The 20,891-nt window shown below is 36.2% G+C and carries 21 protein-coding genes; 9 read left to right on the top strand and 12 right to left on the bottom strand.

The features are described 5' to 3' along the window. Window positions 1–77: 77 nt before the first annotated feature. The 3 genes from V7S50_RS30830 to V7S50_RS30820 all read right to left on the bottom strand — a co-directional run bounded on the left by V7S50_RS30830 (window position 78) and on the right by V7S50_RS30820 (window position 1,569). Window positions 78–521: a spore coat protein gene (locus V7S50_RS30830; RefSeq protein ID WP_242256089.1), complete on the bottom strand. Its 444-nt coding sequence runs from the start codon at window positions 519–521 to the stop codon at window positions 78–80. 21 nt (window positions 522–542) lie between these two features. After that, the gene (locus tag V7S50_RS30825) at window positions 543–1,076 is read right to left on the bottom strand and encodes a spore coat protein (protein ID WP_242256092.1); all 534 of its coding nucleotides are present in this window, start codon (window positions 1,074–1,076) and stop codon (window positions 543–545) included. Window positions 1,077–1,329: 253 nt separating this feature from the next. Continuing rightward, window positions 1,330–1,569 carry a helix-turn-helix domain-containing protein gene (locus V7S50_RS30820; RefSeq protein ID WP_080468318.1) on the bottom strand — a complete coding sequence of 80 codons (240 nt, stop codon included), beginning with the start codon at window positions 1,567–1,569 and terminating at the stop codon, window positions 1,330–1,332. A 181-nt stretch (window positions 1,570–1,750) separates the two neighbouring features. On the opposite strand from V7S50_RS30820, the gene V7S50_RS30815 reads away from it, so the two are divergent. Then, complete coding sequence (locus V7S50_RS30815) at window positions 1,751–2,119, top strand: hypothetical protein (protein WP_242256094.1); 369 nt, start codon at window positions 1,751–1,753, stop codon at window positions 2,117–2,119. Between the two features lie 196 nt (window positions 2,120–2,315). On the opposite strand, the gene V7S50_RS30810 is transcribed toward V7S50_RS30815, so the two are convergent. Continuing rightward, complete coding sequence (locus V7S50_RS30810; protein ID WP_242256096.1) at window positions 2,316–3,365, bottom strand: NAD(P)/FAD-dependent oxidoreductase; 1,050 nt, start codon at window positions 3,363–3,365, stop codon at window positions 2,316–2,318. Window positions 3,366–3,697: 332 nt separating this feature from the next. Between V7S50_RS30810 and V7S50_RS30805 the strand changes: the two genes are divergently transcribed. From V7S50_RS30805 to V7S50_RS30795, 3 genes are read left to right on the top strand one after another with little or no spacing between them, the layout of a single operon-like run. Beyond that, window positions 3,698–4,615, top strand: a complete 918-nt coding sequence (locus tag V7S50_RS30805; RefSeq protein ID WP_242256098.1) for an iron-hydroxamate ABC transporter substrate-binding protein — start codon at window positions 3,698–3,700, stop codon at window positions 4,613–4,615. Window positions 4,616–4,663: 48 nt separating this feature from the next. Beyond that, complete coding sequence (locus V7S50_RS30800; protein WP_242256100.1) at window positions 4,664–5,704, top strand: FecCD family ABC transporter permease; 1,041 nt, start codon at window positions 4,664–4,666, stop codon at window positions 5,702–5,704. Then, window positions 5,701–6,708 carry a FecCD family ABC transporter permease gene (locus V7S50_RS30795; protein ID WP_098555160.1) on the top strand — a complete coding sequence of 336 codons (1,008 nt, stop codon included), beginning with the start codon at window positions 5,701–5,703 and terminating at the stop codon, window positions 6,706–6,708. Before V7S50_RS30800 ends, V7S50_RS30795 begins: the two co-directional genes overlap by 4 nt. A 38-nt stretch (window positions 6,709–6,746) precedes the next feature. On the opposite strand, the gene V7S50_RS30790 is transcribed toward V7S50_RS30795, so the two are convergent. The 3 genes from V7S50_RS30790 to mtnK are packed head-to-tail and all read right to left on the bottom strand — an operon-like array spanning window position 6,747 to window position 9,728. Next, a complete protein-coding gene (locus V7S50_RS30790; RefSeq protein ID WP_242256103.1) occupies window positions 6,747–7,388 on the bottom strand; it encodes an L-fuculose-phosphate aldolase in 642 nt (213 codons plus the stop codon). 57 nt (window positions 7,389–7,445) lie between these two features. Then, window positions 7,446–8,486 carry an S-methyl-5-thioribose-1-phosphate isomerase gene (gene mtnA / locus V7S50_RS30785; protein WP_242256105.1) on the bottom strand — a complete coding sequence of 347 codons (1,041 nt, stop codon included), beginning with the start codon at window positions 8,484–8,486 and terminating at the stop codon, window positions 7,446–7,448. A 12-nt stretch (window positions 8,487–8,498) separates the two neighbouring features. Beyond that, on the bottom strand, window positions 8,499–9,728 hold the full coding sequence (gene mtnK, locus V7S50_RS30780; RefSeq protein WP_242256107.1) for an S-methyl-5-thioribose kinase: 1,230 nt from the start codon (window positions 9,726–9,728) through the stop codon (window positions 8,499–8,501). 590 nt (window positions 9,729–10,318) lie between these two features. On the opposite strand from mtnK, the gene ahpC reads away from it, so the two are divergent. Together ahpC and ahpF are read left to right on the top strand one after the other, a co-directional pair. Then, window positions 10,319–10,882: an alkyl hydroperoxide reductase subunit C gene (gene ahpC / locus V7S50_RS30775; RefSeq protein WP_000924422.1), complete on the top strand. Its 564-nt coding sequence runs from the start codon at window positions 10,319–10,321 to the stop codon at window positions 10,880–10,882. Between the two features lie 14 nt (window positions 10,883–10,896). Next, the gene (ahpF, locus tag V7S50_RS30770; RefSeq protein ID WP_016089513.1) at window positions 10,897–12,423 is read left to right on the top strand and encodes an alkyl hydroperoxide reductase subunit F; all 1,527 of its coding nucleotides are present in this window, start codon (window positions 10,897–10,899) and stop codon (window positions 12,421–12,423) included. A 47-nt stretch (window positions 12,424–12,470) separates the two neighbouring features. On the opposite strand, the gene V7S50_RS30765 is transcribed toward ahpF, so the two are convergent. Together V7S50_RS30765 and V7S50_RS30760 are read right to left on the bottom strand one after the other, a co-directional pair. Further along, window positions 12,471–13,079 carry a class I SAM-dependent methyltransferase gene (locus tag V7S50_RS30765; protein WP_242256109.1) on the bottom strand — a complete coding sequence of 203 codons (609 nt, stop codon included), beginning with the start codon at window positions 13,077–13,079 and terminating at the stop codon, window positions 12,471–12,473. Window positions 13,080–13,293: 214 nt separating this feature from the next. Next, window positions 13,294–14,409, bottom strand: coding sequence for a M20 peptidase aminoacylase family protein (locus tag V7S50_RS30760; protein WP_242256112.1), 1,116 nt, complete (start codon window positions 14,407–14,409; stop codon window positions 13,294–13,296). Window positions 14,410–14,700: 291 nt separating this feature from the next. Here V7S50_RS30760 and nhaC point away from each other — a divergent pair, with 291 nt between their 5' ends. Further along, window positions 14,701–16,122: a Na+/H+ antiporter NhaC gene (gene nhaC / locus V7S50_RS30755; RefSeq protein ID WP_242256114.1), complete on the top strand. Its 1,422-nt coding sequence runs from the start codon at window positions 14,701–14,703 to the stop codon at window positions 16,120–16,122. Here nhaC and V7S50_RS30750 read toward each other — a convergent pair. After that, window positions 16,111–17,382, bottom strand: a complete 1,272-nt coding sequence (locus tag V7S50_RS30750; RefSeq protein WP_242256116.1) for a transcriptional regulator — start codon at window positions 17,380–17,382, stop codon at window positions 16,111–16,113. The two genes, nhaC and V7S50_RS30750, sit on opposite strands and share 12 nt — an antisense overlap. 93 nt (window positions 17,383–17,475) lie before the next feature. On the opposite strand from V7S50_RS30750, the gene V7S50_RS30745 reads away from it, so the two are divergent. Continuing rightward, window positions 17,476–18,585: a mandelate racemase/muconate lactonizing enzyme family protein gene (locus tag V7S50_RS30745; protein WP_242256117.1), complete on the top strand. Its 1,110-nt coding sequence runs from the start codon at window positions 17,476–17,478 to the stop codon at window positions 18,583–18,585. A gap of 14 nt (window positions 18,586–18,599) precedes the next feature. After that, window positions 18,600–19,295, top strand: a complete 696-nt coding sequence (locus V7S50_RS30740) for a GNAT family N-acetyltransferase (RefSeq protein WP_242256119.1) — start codon at window positions 18,600–18,602, stop codon at window positions 19,293–19,295. 220 nt (window positions 19,296–19,515) lie between these two features. On the opposite strand, the gene V7S50_RS30735 is transcribed toward V7S50_RS30740, so the two are convergent. Both V7S50_RS30735 and V7S50_RS30730 read right to left on the bottom strand, forming a co-directional pair. After that, the gene (locus tag V7S50_RS30735) at window positions 19,516–20,223 is read right to left on the bottom strand and encodes a M48 family metallopeptidase (RefSeq protein WP_063221586.1); all 708 of its coding nucleotides are present in this window, start codon (window positions 20,221–20,223) and stop codon (window positions 19,516–19,518) included. Window positions 20,224–20,318: 95 nt separating this feature from the next. Then, window positions 20,319–20,837, bottom strand: coding sequence for a DUF1456 family protein (locus V7S50_RS30730; RefSeq protein WP_242256121.1), 519 nt, complete (start codon window positions 20,835–20,837; stop codon window positions 20,319–20,321). Window positions 20,838–20,891 lie beyond the last annotated feature (54 nt).

Genomic DNA, 20,891 nt, shown 5'->3' with positions numbered 1-20,891 from the left:
ATATCCCAAAATAATTACAGAGAAATACGAAATCATTCTTCACTTTCAATCATAATGCCCCTTTTATTTATTAAACATTATTCTTCTTCATTCTTTTTGTTTTTAACTATTTGACTCACACTCTTAATATGGGAATTAATCACATAAATGACCTCATCACCGTTAACTAGTGTAATATTTCCATCATGTATATCACTTAATAAACCTTCCACACACTCTGGTCCACCACGATTAATCTTTATCCATTTATACTTCAAGTCATTTAATACATCTAAAAAAGTATCTTCTTCCGCATAAAAACATGAACCAGATTCTCCTTGTGCCTCTTTCACTTTTCTGACTAAACTCTTCACATGTTTCAGCTGATAATACACTAATTCTCCATGAGGTAATTGTAGTGTAAGGTAATCTTTTCCTAACAATGACAGTACACCTACTCGACTTTCCGGTCCACGAAGATTTACTTTTACATTCTCACCAACTAAACCTTTGATTTGATCACAGCATAATACATCCTTCAAATTCATACCCTCCTTTCTGTTTTATCTTCCTCTACTTGATTGTCTTAGTGCGCGAGCTCGACTTGAATTATTGCTGTTTTCATTACTTTTCTCATTGCTACTCTCATCACTACTCTCATCACTTTCTCCACTTACAGATGCATTATAATTAACACTCTTAATATGAGATAGTGCAATTAATACAACTTCTTCTTTAATAATCAATGTTACATAACCGCCAGAAACATCTTGTAAAATACCTTCAATTTTCTCTGGTCCACCACGGTTAATTTTCACCCAGCGGTATTTGAAGCTTTGAAGTAGCGTTTCAAAGTCTTCTGCAATGTCTTCTTCTCCCCATTCTAAATCACCTACTCCACCATCTTTCGTATTTTGGGTAATGCTTTTCAGATGGCGAAGCTGGTAGTAATGGTTCTCTCCTTTTTCATTCTCTAATCCGAAGTAGTCCACACCTAATGATACTATTGTTCCTTTTTGAGATTCTGGTCCACCTCTGTTTACTCTTACATAAGATCCAATTAAACCTTCCAAAAAATCCCAATGAAATAAACTCACGAGAAAACCCCTTCCATTAATTTATAAGCTTTTCATTAATTTATAAGCTTTTGCACTGATAGTATATGTATCTGTACAGGTTACGTTCTCTATGTTTGTCCTAGCTATAAAAAAATATGCTTTTAACATGGTAGACTACTACCTATCAAATTCCAAAAAAATCCTGGGGACTCCTTAAAATTTTGATATCTTGAAACTAAAAATCCCGTATGAAGACACATTTCTGCATATCTTCATACGGGATTTCCATAGTTTAATCTTCGTCTTTAACATCCATATCTTCTGGAATTGGTTCGTTCAATATTTCTTCCACTAATTGCTTATATTTCTCCATTTGTTCTAAATGTGTATTGAATTGTTCTTTATTTAATAAATATTGATCTCCATCAAATAGTGCACGAATTTTCTTTTGCTGAATTAGCTCTTCAATATACGACTTTGGTAAATTCAAATACTCCGCAGCTTCTTCTACTGTTATATACAACGCGTTCATTCCTTTATTATTTTTTCATATATACTGTATCTTACTTTATTTTTGTAAACAAATAAAAAAGATTTTGTAAATGCGACTTAAAAAGCAGGTAGATGCATTCCATATATTGTATAATAGTATATAGTAAGAATTTTTTAAATATAGAATGGTATTACCCATTTACACAAAGGAGAGTTAACATATGGCTACTCGTCACATCATTACAATGTTAGAAAAAACATTACAAGTTGAAACAGAAAACACAATTTCTCATTTAACTACATCTTTATCTGATCGTATTCTTTCTCAAAGCGCAGCAATACAGGAAAACAATTGTTACCATACAATTGGGGAATGGTACAAGAATCATTTCTTATTCCAACAAGATGATTTCCTTTGGGCTAAATACGTTTTCTATGACGCATATTGTGAGGAAATAAAAAAACAAGGTCATCTTACAAAACGTGTTCGCCAAATATTAGAATCATTAGCTCGAATGCACGGAAAACAGTACATTGCTTCTATATTAAATATGCCATTTCCTAACGAACGAGCTAAAGGGACCGCATAATTTAATACTGTTCTGCGTCAGCAAAACATAGATTCATTGTTTTCTAGGAAGATTTACAAATAAAACGTTCATGTCACATGAACTGATGAAACCGGTGTCATTATAATGAGTGAAAATATAGTAAACAGGAAAACCCCCATTTACCTCTCTCGTCACTCGAATAGAGAAGTAAATGGGGGTTCTACTTGCCCCTTTATTATTTCATCATCTGCTTAATCAATTCACGATTTCTCTTCTTAAATACTTCATTATGCGAAGAAACCATTCCGTATTCACTTGCATCTGGTTGAATGAATTGTTTCGCTTTATTTACAGCATTTCCAGCATCTTGGAATGCTCCTGCAATTAAATGTAATTTGCCTTCATGCTTTAAGATATCCCCAGCAGCATATAATCCATCTACTGAAGACTCACTGTTTGCATTACCAGCAATATAATAATTATCTATAATCGCAACGTCTAACTCGCTATTTTCTAATAATGTAATGTCACGCTCATATCCATGGTTAATAATAACTTCATCAATAGGTAAATGAGACACTTCACCTGTTTCATGGTTCGTTAGTTCTACATATTCAATCACTTCATGGTTATCACCAGCAATTAATTTTGTAATAGAGGTATTAAAGAAACACTCCGCTGAGCTGTTCAGCAGCTGCTTCACTTGTGCTTCATGACCAGATAACTCTTCTTTTCTATATGTTACATACACCTTTTTTGCGATTGGTTCTAATTCATTTGCCCAATCAACGGCAGAATTACCTCCACCAGAAATAATGACTGTCTTATCTTTAAAACGCTTTAAAGATTTCACTGTATAATTTAAATTTGATACTTCAAATCGCTCAGCACCTTCAATTGATAACTTTTGCGGTTTCAATATACCACTTCCAGTTGCAACAATAACTGTTTTTGAAAAATGTTCTTCTCCAGTGCTTGTTTTTAATGTAAAAGTACCATCTTCATTGCGAATAATCGATTCTATTTTTGTATCTAATACCACTTCTGGCTTAAATGTTAGCCCTTGTTGTACAAGTTGTTCAATTAATTTATCACCTGTAACTGGTAATAGTCCACCTACATCCCAAATCATTTTCTCTGGATAAACATGTATTTTTCCACCTAGCTGTGGTTGAAATTCTATTATTTTCGTTTTCATCTCTCTGAGTCCACTATAAAAAGCTGAATAAAGCCCTGCAGGTCCTCCGCCTATCACAGTTACATCAAACAATTCTTCTCGATTCATTCGTGCTCACTCCTCAGCTACTAATCATTGATTATCATTCTCAATAAAATATAACCTGTTTCTGCAAAATTTACAATCAAAATTACTATTGACAATACACCTATATAAAATTATATTATTTAAAGAATCAATAGTGATAATCATTATCAATTTGTTAATAATTAGCAAATTTGAGATTACATCTTCTTTCATTAATATGGCTAATACTATATTGTGAAATCTCATATTCAAGATTTTTAATAAACATTTTGCATTACCACTACTCATTCAAAAAAATTGCAGTTAAACAAATTATTGTATAAACATATCATCTATGTTAAAGGAGAAAGACAATGAAAAAGTTATTTATTTCACTAACAGTTCTTTTCGTTCTTGTTATGAGCGCTTGTAGCAATGGCTCTACTGACAAAAAGAACGATGCAAAAGGTAGTAAATCAGAAACAATTACATACCAATCTGAAAATGGTAAAGTAGAAGTTCCTGCAAATCCAAAACGCGTTGTTGTTTTATCATCATTCGCTGGTAACGTAATGTCATTAGGTGTAAATCTTGTTGGGGTAGATTCATGGTCTAAACAAAACCCACGTTTTGATAGCAAACTTAAAGATGTTGCTGAAGTATCAGATGAAAATGTTGAAAAAATCGCTGAACTAAATCCAGATTTAATCATTGGTTTATCAAATATTAAAAATGTTGATAAGTTAAAGAAAATCGCTCCTACTGTAACATACACTTACGGAAAAGTTGATTACTTAACACAGCATTTAGAAATCGGTAAATTATTAAACAAAGAAAAAGAAGCAAAAACTTGGGTTGATGACTTCAAGAAACGTGCACAAGAAGCTGGTAAAGAAATTAAAGCAAAAATCGGTGAAGATGCAACAGTTTCTGTTGTAGAAAACTTCAACAAACAGCTTTATGTTTACGGCGAGAACTGGGGCCGTGGAACAGAAATTCTGTACCAAGAAATGAAATTAAAAATGCCTGAAAAAGTAAAAGAAAAAGCATTAAAAGAAGGTTATTACGCATTATCTACTGAGGTATTACCTGAGTTTGCTGGTGATTACTTAATCGTAAGTAAAAACAAAGAGACTGATAACTCATTCCAAGAGACAGAATCATATAAAAACATCCCAGCAGTAAAAAACAATCGCGTATACGAAGCAAACATGATGGAATTCTATTTCAATGATCCACTTACATTAGATTTCCAACTAGACTTCTTTAAGAAGAGCTTTCTTGGTAAATAATACAAACATGAGGAATTCTTAATTTAAGAATTCCTCTTCCTTTATTCTATGAACAGAAAAGATGTGAAACGAATGACAAAAGATCATGATAATACACGTTCTATTGCTTTTACATACAAACTAATTTTGAGCATAATTGCATTCTTTCTTATTTTTATGGTTGCAATGGTGGTAGGTGCTGCTGATACTTCTATAAAAGACGTATGGTTAGCACTCACTTCCTCCGCTAAAGGGGACAAAATATCTATCATTCGCGAGATACGTTTGCCACGTGAAGTTGCTGCTATTTTTGTAGGAGCTGGACTTGCTGTTTCTGGAGCAATTATGCAAGGATTGACACGAAATCCACTTGCAGATCCTGGATTACTAGGGCTATCTGGTGGAGCCAATGCTGCGCTTGCACTTACACTTGCTTTCAATCCTTCCATCAACTACCTTTACTTAACATTAGCTTGCTTTATCGGGGCTGCTGTTGGCGCAATTATGGTATTTGGAATTGGTATGGTGAAAAAAGGCGGGCTCTCCCCTCTTCGAATTGTATTAGCTGGTGCTGCCGTTTCAGCATTTCTACTCGCAATTTCAGAAGGAGTCGGCATTTACTTCAAAATTTCACAAGATGTATCACTTTGGACTGCTGGAGGCGTAATTGGAACAACTTGGAGCCAATTAAAAGTTATTATTCCCGTTATTTCAATCAGTATCTTTATCGCTATCTTACTAGCAAAAAAATTAACAGTCCTTAGTTTCAGTGAAGAAGTAGCTATTGGACTCGGTCAAAAAATTATCTTCATTAAAACCATTTTATTTATCATTATCATCTTACTTGCTGGTGCTTCTGTAGCGCTTGTCGGAAATATGGCATTTATCGGTTTAATGGTGCCTCATATGGTGCGCCCTATTGTCGGTCCAGATTACCGATTTGTTATACCGATGTCAGCAATTGCTGGCGCTTCCTTTATGCTACTGGCAGATACAATTGGACGTACGATTAACGCTCCGTACGAAACACCAGTTGCCGCTATTGTCGCAATTGTAGGGTTACCATTCTTCCTATTCATTGTTCGTAAAGGAGGAAAAACGTTCTCATGATGCCATCTATTTTAAGAAAACAACGTCTTATCATACTCGCTTTACTTATAATAACCATTACAACCATTGTAATTGGAATGGGACTCGGTTCAGCCTCTTTATCTTATGATCGGCTACTCCCAACACTAATGGGACAAGGAACCTTTAAAGAAGAGTTTGTTTTATACTCTTTAAGGCTACCTAGAATTATCATTACATTATTAGCTGGTATGGCTCTCGCTTTATCAGGGGCTATTCTGCAAGGAATTACCCGAAATGATTTAGCTGAACCTGGTATTCTCGGAATTAACTCTGGGGCCGGTGTTGCTGTCGCTATTTTCTTTTTATACTTTCCAATAGATGTAGGTTCATTTCTTTACTTACTACCTGTCGTTGGATTTATCGGGGCATTTCTGACAGCTGTTCTAATTTACGTATTTTCATATAGCAAATCAACAGGACTTCAGCCGGTACGATTAACATTAACCGGTATCGGTTTTGCATTTGCACTATCTGGAACGATGATTGTCCTTATTTCATCCGCAGATCGTATGAAAGTAGACTTTATTTCAAAATGGATTGCCGGAAATATTTGGGGAGATGACTGGATCTTCATTTTCGCAATGCTCCCATGGTTAATCGTATTAATTCCGTTTGTTTTCTATAAAGCAAATCGATTAAACATTCTAGCATTAAACGAACCAGTCGCAATTGGCGTTGGAATTGAAATTGAAAAAGAACGCAGATACTTATTAGTTGCAGCCGTTGCGCTTGCAGCAGCTGCTGTTTCCGTAACAGGAGGAATTAGCTTTATCGGGCTGATGGCTCCTCACATCGCAAAATCTTTAGTAGGTCCAAGGCATCAAATCTTCATGCCTATTGCCCTTTTAATCGGCGGGTGGCTATTACTATTAGCAGACACAATCGGACGAAATATCGTTGAACCTAACGGTATCCCGGCAGGTATTGTTGTTGCTTTAATTGGTGCTCCTTACTTTATGTATTTGTTGCTTAAAAAGGCGTAAAAAACACCCTCAAGATCTTCTTGAGGGTGTTTTTTATTCTACTGCTGCCCATATCCTTCAAACTTCTTCGCCAAATTCTCCATCTCGTCTTCTGGCAATAGCTTCGGCTCCCCAATACTTTTCGTTTGATAATAAATTTGCGCACAAAACTCAATCTCTTCCGCAACAGTAAATGCCATTTTTATATGATTTGCCCCTGCAATTAAACCGTGATTGGCAAGTAACACGGCACGTCGATCAATCATACCTTCAAAAGCAGCCTCCGCTAATTGCTTCGTACCAAATGTTTCATATGGCGCACAGCGAACATTCGGACCTGCGAAAGCAATTAAATACGATACAGCAGGAAGTTCCCATCCTAATGATGCAATCGTCTTCGCGTAAGGAGAGTGTGTATGCACAAGTGCATTTATATCTTCACGATTTCTATAATAAATAAGATGCATATCAAGCTCACTTGATGGTTTTCTCTCTCCCTCTACCACTTCACCATCTAAGTTTAATATAACTACATCTTCAGGTTTTGTTTCATAATACTCTAAACCACTTGGGCTAATTGCAACAAGCCCTTGTTCGCGATTAAAAATACTAATATTACCACCGGTCCCCTTTGTTAAACCGCTAGAAATCATTTTCTTTCCATACGCTACAATTTCTTCTCTTTCTTTTTGTAATAACATATACATCCCCCTAAGTATGAAGCTTATGATGACTGACTTTTTATATCTATCTACTTACTAAAATAGCTTTTTTAAGTTTTCCGTAAATGGTGCTTTTACAATCCCTTTTTCCGTAATAATCGCTGTTACATTTTCATGTGGCGTGACATCAAATGCTGGATTATATACCTTACTTTCTTTCGGAGCAGAATATTGTCCGAAGCGATTAATCACTTCAGAAGCATCTCTTTCCTCGATTGGAATTTCTTTTCCTGTCGTTGTTTTTAAATCAATTGTTGGTGTTGGTGCTGCTACATAAAATGGAATGTTGTAGTATTTCGCTAAAATAGATACGCCTAATGTTCCAATTTTATTTGCTACATCACCGTTTGCTGCCACACGGTCACATCCAACGATTACAGCGTCAATCTTCCCTTGTGACATGACCATAGCCGCCATATTATCCGTAATGACAGTGACGTCAATTCCCGCTCGTTGTAGTTCTAATGCTGTTAACGTTGAACCTTGTAATCTAGGGCGTGTTTCATCAGAATAGATTTTTAAGTCCCATCCTTTTTCTTTCGCTAAGTACATTGGAGCTGTCGCAGTACCATACTTAGTCGTCGCTAACGCACCCGCATTACAATGTGTTAATACTCCCATTCCATCATGGAATAATGTTAATGCATGATCTCCAATCTGACGGTTAATTTCTTCATCTTCTCTATGAATCTCTTTTGCCTCTTCTAGTAATCTATCTTTCAACTGAGAGATTGATAAGTGGGTATTTTCTTTCGCCACATTCTCCATTCTTTCAAGTGCCCAAAATAAATTTACCGCCGTCGGTCTCGATGTTGCCAAATATGCACATACTTTTTTGACTTCCTCTATAAATTCTTCCACCGTACTTTGAGGAACTGCCTTGGCTCCTAAATACACACCGTAAGCTGCTGAAACACCAATCGCTGGCGCTCCTCTTACTTTCATTACTTGAATCGCATCCCACACACTTTCAGCTGTTTTAAAAGATTCATAGACAACTTCATTCGGTAATACTGTTTGATCTAATAAAACTAAAGCATCATCTTTCCACTGGATTGGTATTAATTGCTCTTCCATCATCTTCTCCCCTTACTTCGCATAGTGCATTGACTGTTCTTTTAACGTTTCTACAAAGCTTGTACCTGTTTTATATTGATTCGCTCGTAAAATAAATTTCTTTGCAACTTGAAGACAAATGCGTTCCGCTCTAGCACGTGCTTCCTCATTCTCAATACAAGTAATATCTTTTACTTTCGCTAGCCCAACAATACGACGAATTAACTCAAGGCCTGTCACTGCAGCTATATCCTCTAATACAGATTGTAAATAAATTTCGTTAAAGCCTTCTTCCTTCGCCATAATCTCTGTCACATGAATATTCCAAGCATCTAAAAACTTCTTCTTAAATAGATCAATTACCTCTATCATTGTAGATTGTAACCAATCCATATACGTATCCTTCTCAGCTCCATCTGACATCGTTGCATCTGCATTTACCCAAGCAAACATTAAATTCGCCATTACATTCCCGACGTCATATCCCATAGGTCCATAAAAGGCAAACTCAGGATCAATTATCTTTGTGGAATCACTTTTTACAAAAACAGAACCAGTATGCAAATCACCGTGAATAAGCGCCTGTGCATTCGTCATAAAAGAAAACTTAAGTTTTGCTACTTCGATACGAAGCTCTTTATCACTATAAATATGCTCTCTAATCCATCCATCATTTAATGGAAATAACTCATTACGCTTATTATGATTTGTAAATGGCTCAGCGTATACGAGGTCTTCTGTAATCTCACATAACTCAGGATTTATATAATTCTTCACAAGTTCCTTCTTCTCTTTATGATTCATTACAACATCCGATGTTAATAAGAGTGTATTTACCAAAAAGGTCGTTAAATCATCCGCAAGCCTCGGAAATATTTGATGATTTATAAGTGCTGTACGTAATATTGTATGATCCGATAAATCTTCCATTACGCAACAATTCATCACACTATCAAACAAATACACCTTTGGAACAAGCCCAGGTGCTAGCTCCTCCTCCAACTGCAAAACATCTGATTCTATACGAATTCGATTCGTCGACAACTTAAACTCATCTGAAATACGTGCTGTATCCCCAGCTTGCTTTACAATGACAGAAATGTTCTCCTTTTCATCCCAAACGCGAAACACATAATTTAAATTACCATCACCTATTTCTTTACACTGTAACCCCTTTGCATCCTCAAACTTAGATAATTTCTCTTTCACATATACAATCACATCGTTAGCTTCCATTAAAAAATACTTTGTGAACTTAGACATGGTTTCCCCTCCATACTAATTGTAAGCGTTTTCTAAAAGCTATAAAAAATAATATGGTTAAATTTTTTATTCTATAATATATGTTCTTCTTTTGGAAATGTATATCTAGGTTTTATTATATCTTGTTAGCACTTTGAGTCAATGTTTCTAATTATCATTACAATATACTTCCTAATTATATATTTGAGATGACAAAAATTGTTCAAAAAAATTCCGATTCATTTTATTTTCTTTATCGCACAATTCTTTGTAGAATAGAAGTAAGCAGTTCCTTTTCAAATCCACAACTTCTAAGAAATATTTCCTTCCTATGAATTTATACTTACAACATATCTCTAACATACACACTACTCTTTCAAACACTCATTGAAAATTTATAAACTTAAAATTACCTTTCAATTCCTTAATAGCCTTAATTGAGAATAAATATTAATTAAATTGATATAAAGTTGGTTTATTCTCTTGACAAAATAACCAATTCTATATGATAATTAATATCGAATTAGAATTATTATAGTTAATTAAAAAATATATTTTATGAGCAAACTATTTTTTGATGCTCAAAACCAACATTTAGGAGGAATTTTAATATGTTATTAATCGGCACAGAAGTAAAACCGTTTAAAGCTAATGCTTACCATAATGGAGAATTTATCCAAGTTACTGACGAAAGTTTAAAAGGAAAATGGAGTGTAGTTTGTTTCTACCCAGCTGACTTCACATTCGTTTGCCCAACTGAACTTGAAGACTTACAAAACCAATACGCAACTCTTAAAGAGTTAGGCGTTGAAGTATACTCTGTATCTACAGACACTCACTTCACTCACAAAGCATGGCATGATAGCTCAGAAACTATCGGCAAAATCGAGTACATCATGATTGGTGACCCAACTCGCACAATCACTACAAACTTCAACGTTTTAATGGAAGAAGAAGGTCTTGCTGCTCGTGGTACATTCATCATCGATCCAGACGGCGTTATCCAATCTATGGAAATCAATGCTGACGGTATCGGCCGTGACGCAAGCATTCTTGTTAACAAAATTAAAGCAGCTCAATACGTACGTAACAACCCAGGTGAAGTTTGCCCAGCTAAATGGCAAGAGGGTTCTGCTACACTTAAACCAAGCCTTGACCTTGTAGGCAAAATCTAAGGAGTTCGATCAAAATGATACTAGATGCAGATATAAAAACACAACTATCCCAATACCTTCAGTTAATGGAGAACGATATTTTACTTAAAGTAAGCGCTGGAGACGACAACGTATCTAAAGATATGTTAGCTCTAGTAGATGAATTAGCTACTATGTCATCTAAGATTACAGTAGAAAAAGTTGAACTAGAGAGAACACCAAGCTTTAGCGTAAATCGCCCTGGTGAAGACACTGGTGTCGTATTCGCTGGTATTCCATTAGGACACGAATTTACTTCATTAGTGTTAGCTTTACTACAAGTAAGTGGACGCGCTCCAAAAGTTGAACAAAAACTAATCGATCAAATTAAAAACATTCAAGGCGAATATCATTTTGAATCTTATATCAGCCTAAGTTGTCATAACTGTCCTGATGTTGTACAAGCTCTTAACGTAATGAGCGTTCTTAACTCTGGTATTACACATACTATGATTGATGGCGCTGCATTCAAAGAGGAAGTAGAAAGCAAAGACATCATGGCAGTACCTACTGTTTACCTAAACGGCGAATCTTTCGGAAGCGGTCGTATGACACTTGAAGAAATTTTAGCTAAAATGGGTAACGGTCCAGATGCATCAGAGCTTTCTGATAAAGATCCATACGATGTTCTTGTTGTTGGTGGCGGCCCTGCTGGTGCAAGTGCAGCAATTTATGCAGCACGTAAAGGCATCCGCACTGGTATCGTTGCTGAGCGCTTCGGTGGTCAAGTAATGGATACTATGGGTATTGAGAACTTCATTAGCGTAAAACGCACTGAAGGTCCTAAGCTAGTAGCAAGCCTTGAAGAGCACGTAAAAGAATACGACATCGATGTAATGAATCTACAACGTGCGAAACGTTTAGAGAAAAAAGAACTTATTGAAGTGGAACTTGAAAACGGCGCTATTCTGAAAAGTAAGAGCGTAATCGTTTCAACAGGTGCTCGCTGGCGTAACGTTGGCGTACCAGGTGAAGCTGAGTTCAAAAACAAAGGTGTAGCATACTGCCCACACTGTGACGGTCCATTATTCATCGGAAAAGACGTAGCAGTTATCGGCGGCGGTAACTCTGGTATTGAAGCAGCTATCGACTTAGCAGGTATTGTTAAGCACGTAACTGTTCTTGAATTCATGCCAGAATTAAAAGCTGATGCTGTATTACAAGAGCGTCTTAACAGCTTACCAAACGTAACTGTTTTGAAAAACGTTCAAACGAAAGAAATTACTGGTACTGACAAAGTAAACGGTATTTCTTACATCGATCGTGAAACTGAAGAAGTTCATCACGTTGAATTACAAGGTGTATTCGTACAAATCGGTCTTGTTCCAAACACGGACTGGTTAGGCGAAACAGTTGAACGCGCTCGCGGTGAAATCGTAACAGACAAGCACGGCGCTACAAACGTACCAGGAGTGTTTGCTGCAGGTGACTGTACAAATAATCCGTACAAACAAATCATCATCTCTATGGGTTCAGGTGCAAACGCAGCTTTAGGTGCATTTGATTACTTAATCCGTAACTAATTTATAGACGTGAGTAAAGAAAAGCAGGTGCCAAGGCACCTGCTTTTTTATATTCTTAATGTATAAACTAAAAATCTCTCATTTCCATTCTTCTCATAAGCCCCAGGCAATCTTACTTCCCTCTTCAGCTCAAACGCAGTCTGGTTCTCTAAGAAGAAAATATAATCTTCAGAAGGATAGTATAAAATAATATCCACTTCTCTCTCTGTTTCTTCTACCGAAAGCAAAATATTATTTACTACGTTCATAAATACTTGTACAGAAAATGGATTAAAGAAATAAAACCGGTTATCACGTGGATTAATCTCATATTCCTGCGCTAAACAACATTCAAACCCAATCTTATCTTTACTGTTTCGTACCTTTCGTGCATAACGATCAAGATTATCCATTGCTTCTTTATAAAACTCTTCATTCATTTCAATTCCAACCGCTGAAGCACCACACTTATGCTGCATGTAAAAGTTTAATCGTCCTTTTCCGCATCCAAAGTCTACAATTCGGTCACTACTTCGTATTTCATATTGATTCAGTAACTCATCTAACCCGCTATACGGCGTCGGTTCATAACGATGATAGTGCATAGACTTGTTAAACCCTTTTTGCTCACCGACTGTTTTTATGTTTAAAACTGCATCATAATATTGTTCGTTCATTGATTTTCTCCTATTAAGAAATGGTACTTATTATTATACACCATGTACAGGAGACTCATTTTTCATCAAGTTAACTGATACGTGAAATTATACAAACGATTTTCTAAATATATCTATCGTAACTTCGAATATATCAACGATTTTTCCAATATATCGACGTTTCGACAAGAGATATCGACTTACCGACAAATTCCTACAAAAAAACAGGAGCTATCTAGCCCCTGTCCTCTAATACTTTCAATACAGTTTGTTTCAATATTTCCACCCCATCCATAATACAACTATGATCGAACTTCATATACGGATGGTGTAATCCAGGTTGTAGGTTTGCACCTAGTCCAAGCATGACAGCTTTTAAATGGGTTCTCTTCACTGTGTAGTAATGGAAATCATCACTTCCTGTCGTATACAGTGGTCCAGTGCATCCCTCTTCCCCGTACACTTCAAGAATGCCTTTTCGCATAAAGCGCTCAGCTTCTTCTGAAACTTCAGCTCCTGGTGCAAGATCAATCCACTCATAAGATACTTTAGATCCCATTGATTCAGCTGACAGAATTACTTGCTCTATTTTTTGCTTTAATTCATTTAGTAATATATTATTTTCTGCTCTAACATCTAAGCTAAAATGCCCGTTACCTGGAATGATATTTAGGTTATCTCCACCAGCTTGGCACCTCGTCATCTTCACTGAATATGAACTTTGCGGTGGTAGCCATATATTTTTTAAACCGATATTGATCATAGAAATGACATCAATTGCATTTATCCCTTGATGCGGGCGTGCCCCATGCGCATCATCTCCGTGAATCGTTCCTTCTAAAAATCCTGCTGCTCCGTGACGAATAGATGGGGCAGCTTGTTTCAAAGGCAGTTCTTCAATTGGGCGTAAATGAACACCGAATAAGAAATCAGCATCATCCACAGCACCCTTCTCTACCATCTTTAAAGAACCATTTCCTTTTTCCTCTGCTGGCTGAAAAATAAACCTAACTGTTCCACTATCCCATCTCATATTTTTCAATTGTAAAATAAGTCCCATCACAATTGTCATATGAGCATCGTGACCACATGAATGATTCGCTTTAAACTCTCCATCCACTTCTTGCCACAGTGCATCCATATCAGCACGAATTGCAATAACTGGATTTCCGCTTCCAATTTCAGCAATCACGCCTGGGCAATCATCAAATACTTTATATGAAATTCCTTCTTCTTTTAAAAAGTTAGTAATATACGCTGTCGTTTCATACTCTTTCCAACTCACTTCAGGGTTTTCATGTAAATGCTGAAAAATTTCAGTTAAACGCTCTTGTAATTCTAATGTTTTCAAAGCTACATTCTCCTTCCCAAATTCCAAAACCATTCAGGTTAATTATACTTATGAAAAACAGATGTTTTTATGAACATATTGAATTTTAAGAAAAAAGTCAATTGTTTATTTTTAAATACTTTAAGGCTTCACTCTGCATCGACATTACAAACTAAACGAACAACTAGAACATTCCTTATTTTCTGTTTTTTGTTGACGCTTACATTGATTTCTAGTTATTATAATTTAATAACGTCTATTTTACGACAATTCTAAAAATACAAACAAACATACGTAACAAGGAGGAACTTTATGAAAAAAGAAATACCTTTTGGAATAGCGATTATCCCTATTATCATTACCGTTGCAGTTATGATGGTTACAATTGTTGTATTAAAACAAAGTCCTCATGTTCCACTTATTATCGGTACAACCGTTGCTTCTATCGTCGCTTGGCGTTACGGTTACAAGTGGAACGATCTTGAAGAAGCAATGTATAAGGGGATTCGTCTTGCATTACCTGCTATCGTTATTATTATTCTTGTTGGCTTAACAATCGGTGCTTGGATTGGTGGCGGAATCGTCGCAACAATGATTTATTACGGTTTAAATCTTTTAACTCCATCACTATTTCTCGTTTCAATTACAATTATTTGTTCTATTGTTGCATTAGCAATTGGTAGCTCTTGGTCTACAATGGGGACAATTGGTGTTGCAGGAATGGGAATTGGCCTAAGTATGGGAATTCCAGCTCCAATGGTGGCTGGTGCTATCATTTCCGGTTCTTACTTCGGCGATAAAATGTCACCGCTCTCAGACACAACAAACTTAGCCGCAGGATTAACAAATACAGATTTATTTACACATATTCGTCATATGTTATTTACTACAATTCCAGGTTTAATTATTACTCTTATCGTTTATGCATTATTAGGAAGAAGCTTCGGAGCTAACAATATTGATGCAAAAAGCATCGATCAAACGTTACAAGTATTGCAACAAAACTTTGTTATCTCACCTTTCCTATTAATCATACCTGTAGTCGTTATGGTATTGGTCGCTAAAAAAGTTCCTGCCATCCCAGCTATTCTTGTAGGTATTATTTTAGGATTTTTATCACAAGTCTTTATTCAAGGTGGTTCTGTCTCTGCATCTGTCGGTGCACTCCAAACTGGATTTGTTATAGACACTGGAAACAAGCTAGTAGACGAACTATTTAACCGTGGCGGCTTAGATTCAATGATGAATACAGTCTCTATGACAATTGTCGCTATGACTTTCGGAGGAGTATTAGAACATACAGGTATCCTTCGCTCAATTGTAAATCAAATTTTAAAGTTAGCGACATCAGCAAAAGGGCTTATCGCCTCTACTATTGCTTCTTGCTTTGCAACAAACCTTACTTGCTCTGAACAATATATTTCGATTGTTGTTCCTTCAAGAATGTACGCAAATGCATACACAGAAAAAGGACTACATTCTAAAAATTTATCCAGAGCATTAGAAGATGGTGGAACTTTAACTTCTGTCTTCGTACCTTGGAATACGTGCGGTGTATTTATTCTTGCAACACTTGGCGTAGGTGCGTTTGAATATGCTCCTTATGCTATATTAAATTTCATTGTACCTATTATCTCAATCATTTACGGCATAACTGGTCTCACAATTACGAAACTATCTGACATTGAAAAAGCGGAACTACTAAAAAAACAAAAAGCTCAATTAGAAGCTTAAAGATAACGGTAAATTCAGTTCGTATATTGCGCGAGGGCGTCCTTGTTGATAAGGCATTTCCTCGCCGCAAATATGAGCATACCCATAATCAACTAGTTTCTTTAATAACCTTTCAGTTGATCGCCGAGTCACTTGTAAGTATTCAGAAAGATCTGCTGCCGTAAACTTCAATGACGGATGTGATTGACTAAATTGAATAATTTTTGATAAATTTGCTGGACTAAGCTTCGTTTCCTTCGCTATTTTCATTAGTACCGGGTTGTCATTCTTCAAGCTTTGTACTCTCTGTTCTTTCGGGAACGGACCAAATAGTTCTTTATCACTTGTTAGTATATAAAAACAGTGGTCTATTGGATTATTCTTCGCGAAACCTTGAGCGATTTTAGCATTTTGCTCTGCTTCCTTCACAGTTTTTCCGTAACCAAATCCAATAGCTATCGTTCCTTCTATACTCGCAAATAAATTATTTATCATATTTGTTTTTATAATCGATTCAATATCACCACGAGTCGTATACAAAATGAACGTCATTTCATCAATTTTTTTAAATGAGCCACGTAGTTCTTTTGAAATGACATCTAATTGCTCAAGGAAACCTTCTCGTAATTCTAAAGAAGAAATCATACAAGCACCAACAGTAGCTGAATGGCTTTTTGCTAACTCAGCTTTTATTTTTGCATCTTTTAACCCATGTATAATGGATTGCTTTGGATCTATCATACGTTTTGAAGGGATACCTATTTTTTGAAGTTCATCATAGACAGCATGAATACTAGTTAAAGCTAACTGAGCTTCTCCAGATTGATATTTAGCTACATGAAAATCAATAACTCTATTTATTTCATCTTTACTCCACAGCATATTTTCATAATCAAACACTTGTGGACTTTCTTTTATACCGATATCTTGGAACACATTTATAATAAATGAGCGGTCTACTAAATCAATTGAAATTTTATGTGGTTGAATTCCTTGGTGATACATGACAGAAAGAATGGAAGATGCGACAGTTGTCTCGTCTTGCTGTAAGTACGTACTTGGAATTCGTAATTGTTCTCTTATTTCTTTTGCCATATAATAAGGTAAAGCACCTGAAAAAAAGATGACATCACAAGGCTTTAAACGCTTTAATAGTTCAGAAGATTCTGCAGGATGAAGGTAAATATATGGATCAATCTCTATTTCTTCTAGTTTATGAGCAACAGGTAAAAGTGTCTCCATAAACTCTTTTGAACCGACAACTGCAATTTTTATCATCATTTTCTCTAACTCCTTATCATTAATTAACGACTATTTAACGTCAACTATATCAAATGTACAAAACCATTGTAAACAGGAAGGGGTCTTTATTCAATGAAAATTACCGCTATTCACCTTTATGCAATTCGTTTACCGCTTCGCGATCCGTTTATTATTAGTTATGGTTCTTATTCTGATATGCCTTCTATTATCGTAAAAATGGAAACAGATGAAGGCATTATCGGTTACGGTGAAGGCGTTGCTGATGATCACGTTACAGGCGAATCATGGGAAAGTACTTTCCATACTTTAAAACATACACTTGCTCCTGCGCTCATTGGGCAAAATCCAATGAATATCGAGAAAATACACGATATGATGGACAATACCATTTACGGTGTGCCTACTGCGAAGGCCGCAATAGATATTGCTTGTTTTGATATAATGGGCAAAAAATTAAATCAACCTGTATATCAATTAATTGGCGGGCGCTACCATAAAGAATTTCCTGTCACTCACGTTTTAAGTATTGCCGATCCTGAAGATATGGCTGAAGAAGCTGCTTCTATGATTCAGAAAGGTTACCAATCTTTCAAAATGAAAGTCGGTACAAATGTAAAAGAAGATGTAAAACGAATTGAAGCAGTACGTGAACGTGTAGGAAATGATATCGCGATTCGCGTTGATGTAAACCAAGGGTGGAAAAATAGCGCAAACACATTAACGGCACTTCGTTCATTAGGTCATTTAAACATCGACTGGATTGAACAGCCTGTTATAGCGGATGATATTGACGCAATGGCTCACATTCGTTCTAAAACAGACCTTCCACTTATGATTGATGAGGGATTAAAGAGCTCTCGTGAAATGCGCCAAATCATTAAATTAGACGCGGCTGATAAAGTAAATATAAAACTAATGAAATGCGGTGGCATATATCCAGCTGTAAAACTCTCTCATCAAGCTGAAATGGCAGGCATTGAATGCCAAGTTGGATCCATGGTCGAATCATCTATTGCCTCTTCCGCAGGATTCCATGTCGCTTTCTCGAAAAAGATCATTACGAGCGTCGAGCTAACAGGTCCATTAAAGTTCACGAAAGACATCGGAGACTTACATTACGATGTACCATTTATTCGCTTAAACGAAAAGCCAGGACTCGGCATTGAAATAAATGAAGATACCCTACAAGAACTAACCGTCTTTCAAGACGTTGTACGCTAAAGGAGGACTAACGCATGACAGTTCTATACAAAGGATCATTAAAACAAAATAACGATCCATTTCACGTTACATTACTATCACTAGAGCACATCGAGCAAATTTTATTACTGCAGAACGTCGTAGTTGAAGCACTAGAAGATAAAAGTCGTTTACAGCCGCTCTCACAAGAAGAATTTCAATACATTTTAGAAGGAAACGGCATGATGATTGGTGCTTTTATCGAAAATGAACTTATCGCATTTCGGGCCCTACTCGTCCCTCCTATCGACGATGAACATTTAGGACTTGATATTGGCTTAACAGAAAGTGAACTACACCGCGTCATCTATCAAGAAATCTCAAACGTTCATCCGAACTGTCGAGGAAATGGGATGCAAAAAATATTAGCGACAGTCATCATGGATGAATTACAAAAAGAAGATGGAAAATACGACTATGTTTGCTGCACGGTTGCACCTTTTAACATTCCAAGTTTAAAAGATAAGTTTGCACAAGGGATGAAGATTGCTGCGCTGAAGGAGAAGTATGGTGGTAGTCTGCGGTATGTTTTTGTGAAGGAATTGCATGAGGACAATGAAAGGGATTGGACGGATATTAAGAGCGTTCCAATGAACAATGCTGGTGGACAGCAGGCGTTGCTTTCGGATGGGTATCGTGGGTATGAACTGGAGAAAGTGGACAGAGATTTTGTTGTGAAGTTTGGGCGATGATCTATATGCTCGAAAAAAGGAGATGTCCCTTGTGACATCTCCTTTTTTTCAATCCTTTGAACAATTCTGTGGTAAATGAAATTATATCAACGATTTTTCGAATATATCTATCATAACTCACAATATATCAACGATTTTTCAAATATATCTATCATAACTCACAATATATCAACGATTCGACAAGGAATATCGATTTACCAACAAAAATCGATATCCCTTCCTAAACCGTCATCTTCCAACTCGATAACGCTAACCAATTCTCCATTTCCTTATAATCAGGCATTATCTTCCCGACAAGACGCCAAAAAGAGCGATCATGATTTAAATGAACCATATGGCACATTTCGTGAACGACTACATAATCAATTACTCGCTGTGGTGCCATCGCTAGCTTCCAATTGAATGTTAGTTGTAAATTCGAATCACAAGTACCCCACGTACGACTACTATCTGTAATACGAATAGAGCGTGGTTTTGTTTTGAAATTACTTTGATGCGCTTTAATACTCTTCTCTACCAATGACTTACACTGCTTATAGTAAAATCGTTTTAAAGCTTGCTGTACTTTCTCATCCTTAAGCTCTTTCACATAAATATGTAGCTTATCTCCCTCAAACACTGCATTATCTTGCGTAATGCTTGCATCTTGAGAAATTTGTATCGGATACGTATTTCCTAAATATAGAAAGCCCTCTCCTTGATCGTAATCCTTTTCCTGTGATCCAAGCGCTCGCTCCTGCATTTCCTTACGGGTTGTCTGAATCCAATCCCACTTCTCCTCTAGCAACTGGACTAAGTATTCAACAGGTGTCCCTTTTGGAGCTTGCACTTCCACATTTCCGTACGAATCTACAAAAAGACGCACAGACTTTTTCTTTTTATAAGTTATATGAAAATGAATTGTCTCACCTAAATATGTATGTACCATTTCATCACCTAGTGTATTATTTTTACAAGTAAAAAAGAGTAGGATACAAACGTCCTACTCTACCTATTATATCATTTGCTGCTTTAACAAACTCATTACCCTCTATACTTTACACCTAATCCCTTAATGAAATTCCTTGCGTATCTATCGCCGCACTCTTTGTAATTTTTATGGCCTTTTTTTCTTAATAGAGCGCCTAACTCTCCTTTTGTTACCGTAACACCTACGCTATCTAATATATCAAGTACATCCTCACTCGTTAATGATAGTGCGATTTTCATTTTCTTTAGAAGAAGGTTATTGGCACTCTCCTTGCTCTGTACAGGTGCCGGTTGTCCTGGTTTCGGATCTTGCTTCCCTCTTTTTAAAGTAATAAATCCATTTAAAAATGCCTCTAACATCATCATGTCGCATGTTAATACGTACTCATCTTCGATTACATCATCATTGTCAGCTTCATGCTGAGGCGCTCTTTTTATTTTTGTAAGCATATCAACTACGTCTTCTTTCGTTACTTCCATCCCGCCAAGTTCAAAGATTTCTACCATATCTATATCTTTTATATCTAAAGCGTATCTTACTCTTTTTAATATATCGTTGTTGCTCATTGCCATTGTTTTGCCTCCTGAAATGTTGATTATTTTTAACTTTTTAATTGTAATACAATT

Source organism: Bacillus sp. CCNWLW194 (genome assembly GCF_037120585.1).
Lineage (GTDB): Bacteria > Bacillota > Bacilli > Bacillales > Bacillaceae_G > Bacillus_A > Bacillus_A basilensis.
Note: the sequence above shows the minus strand (reverse complement) of the source record. Positions and strands in the feature narration are given on the sequence as shown.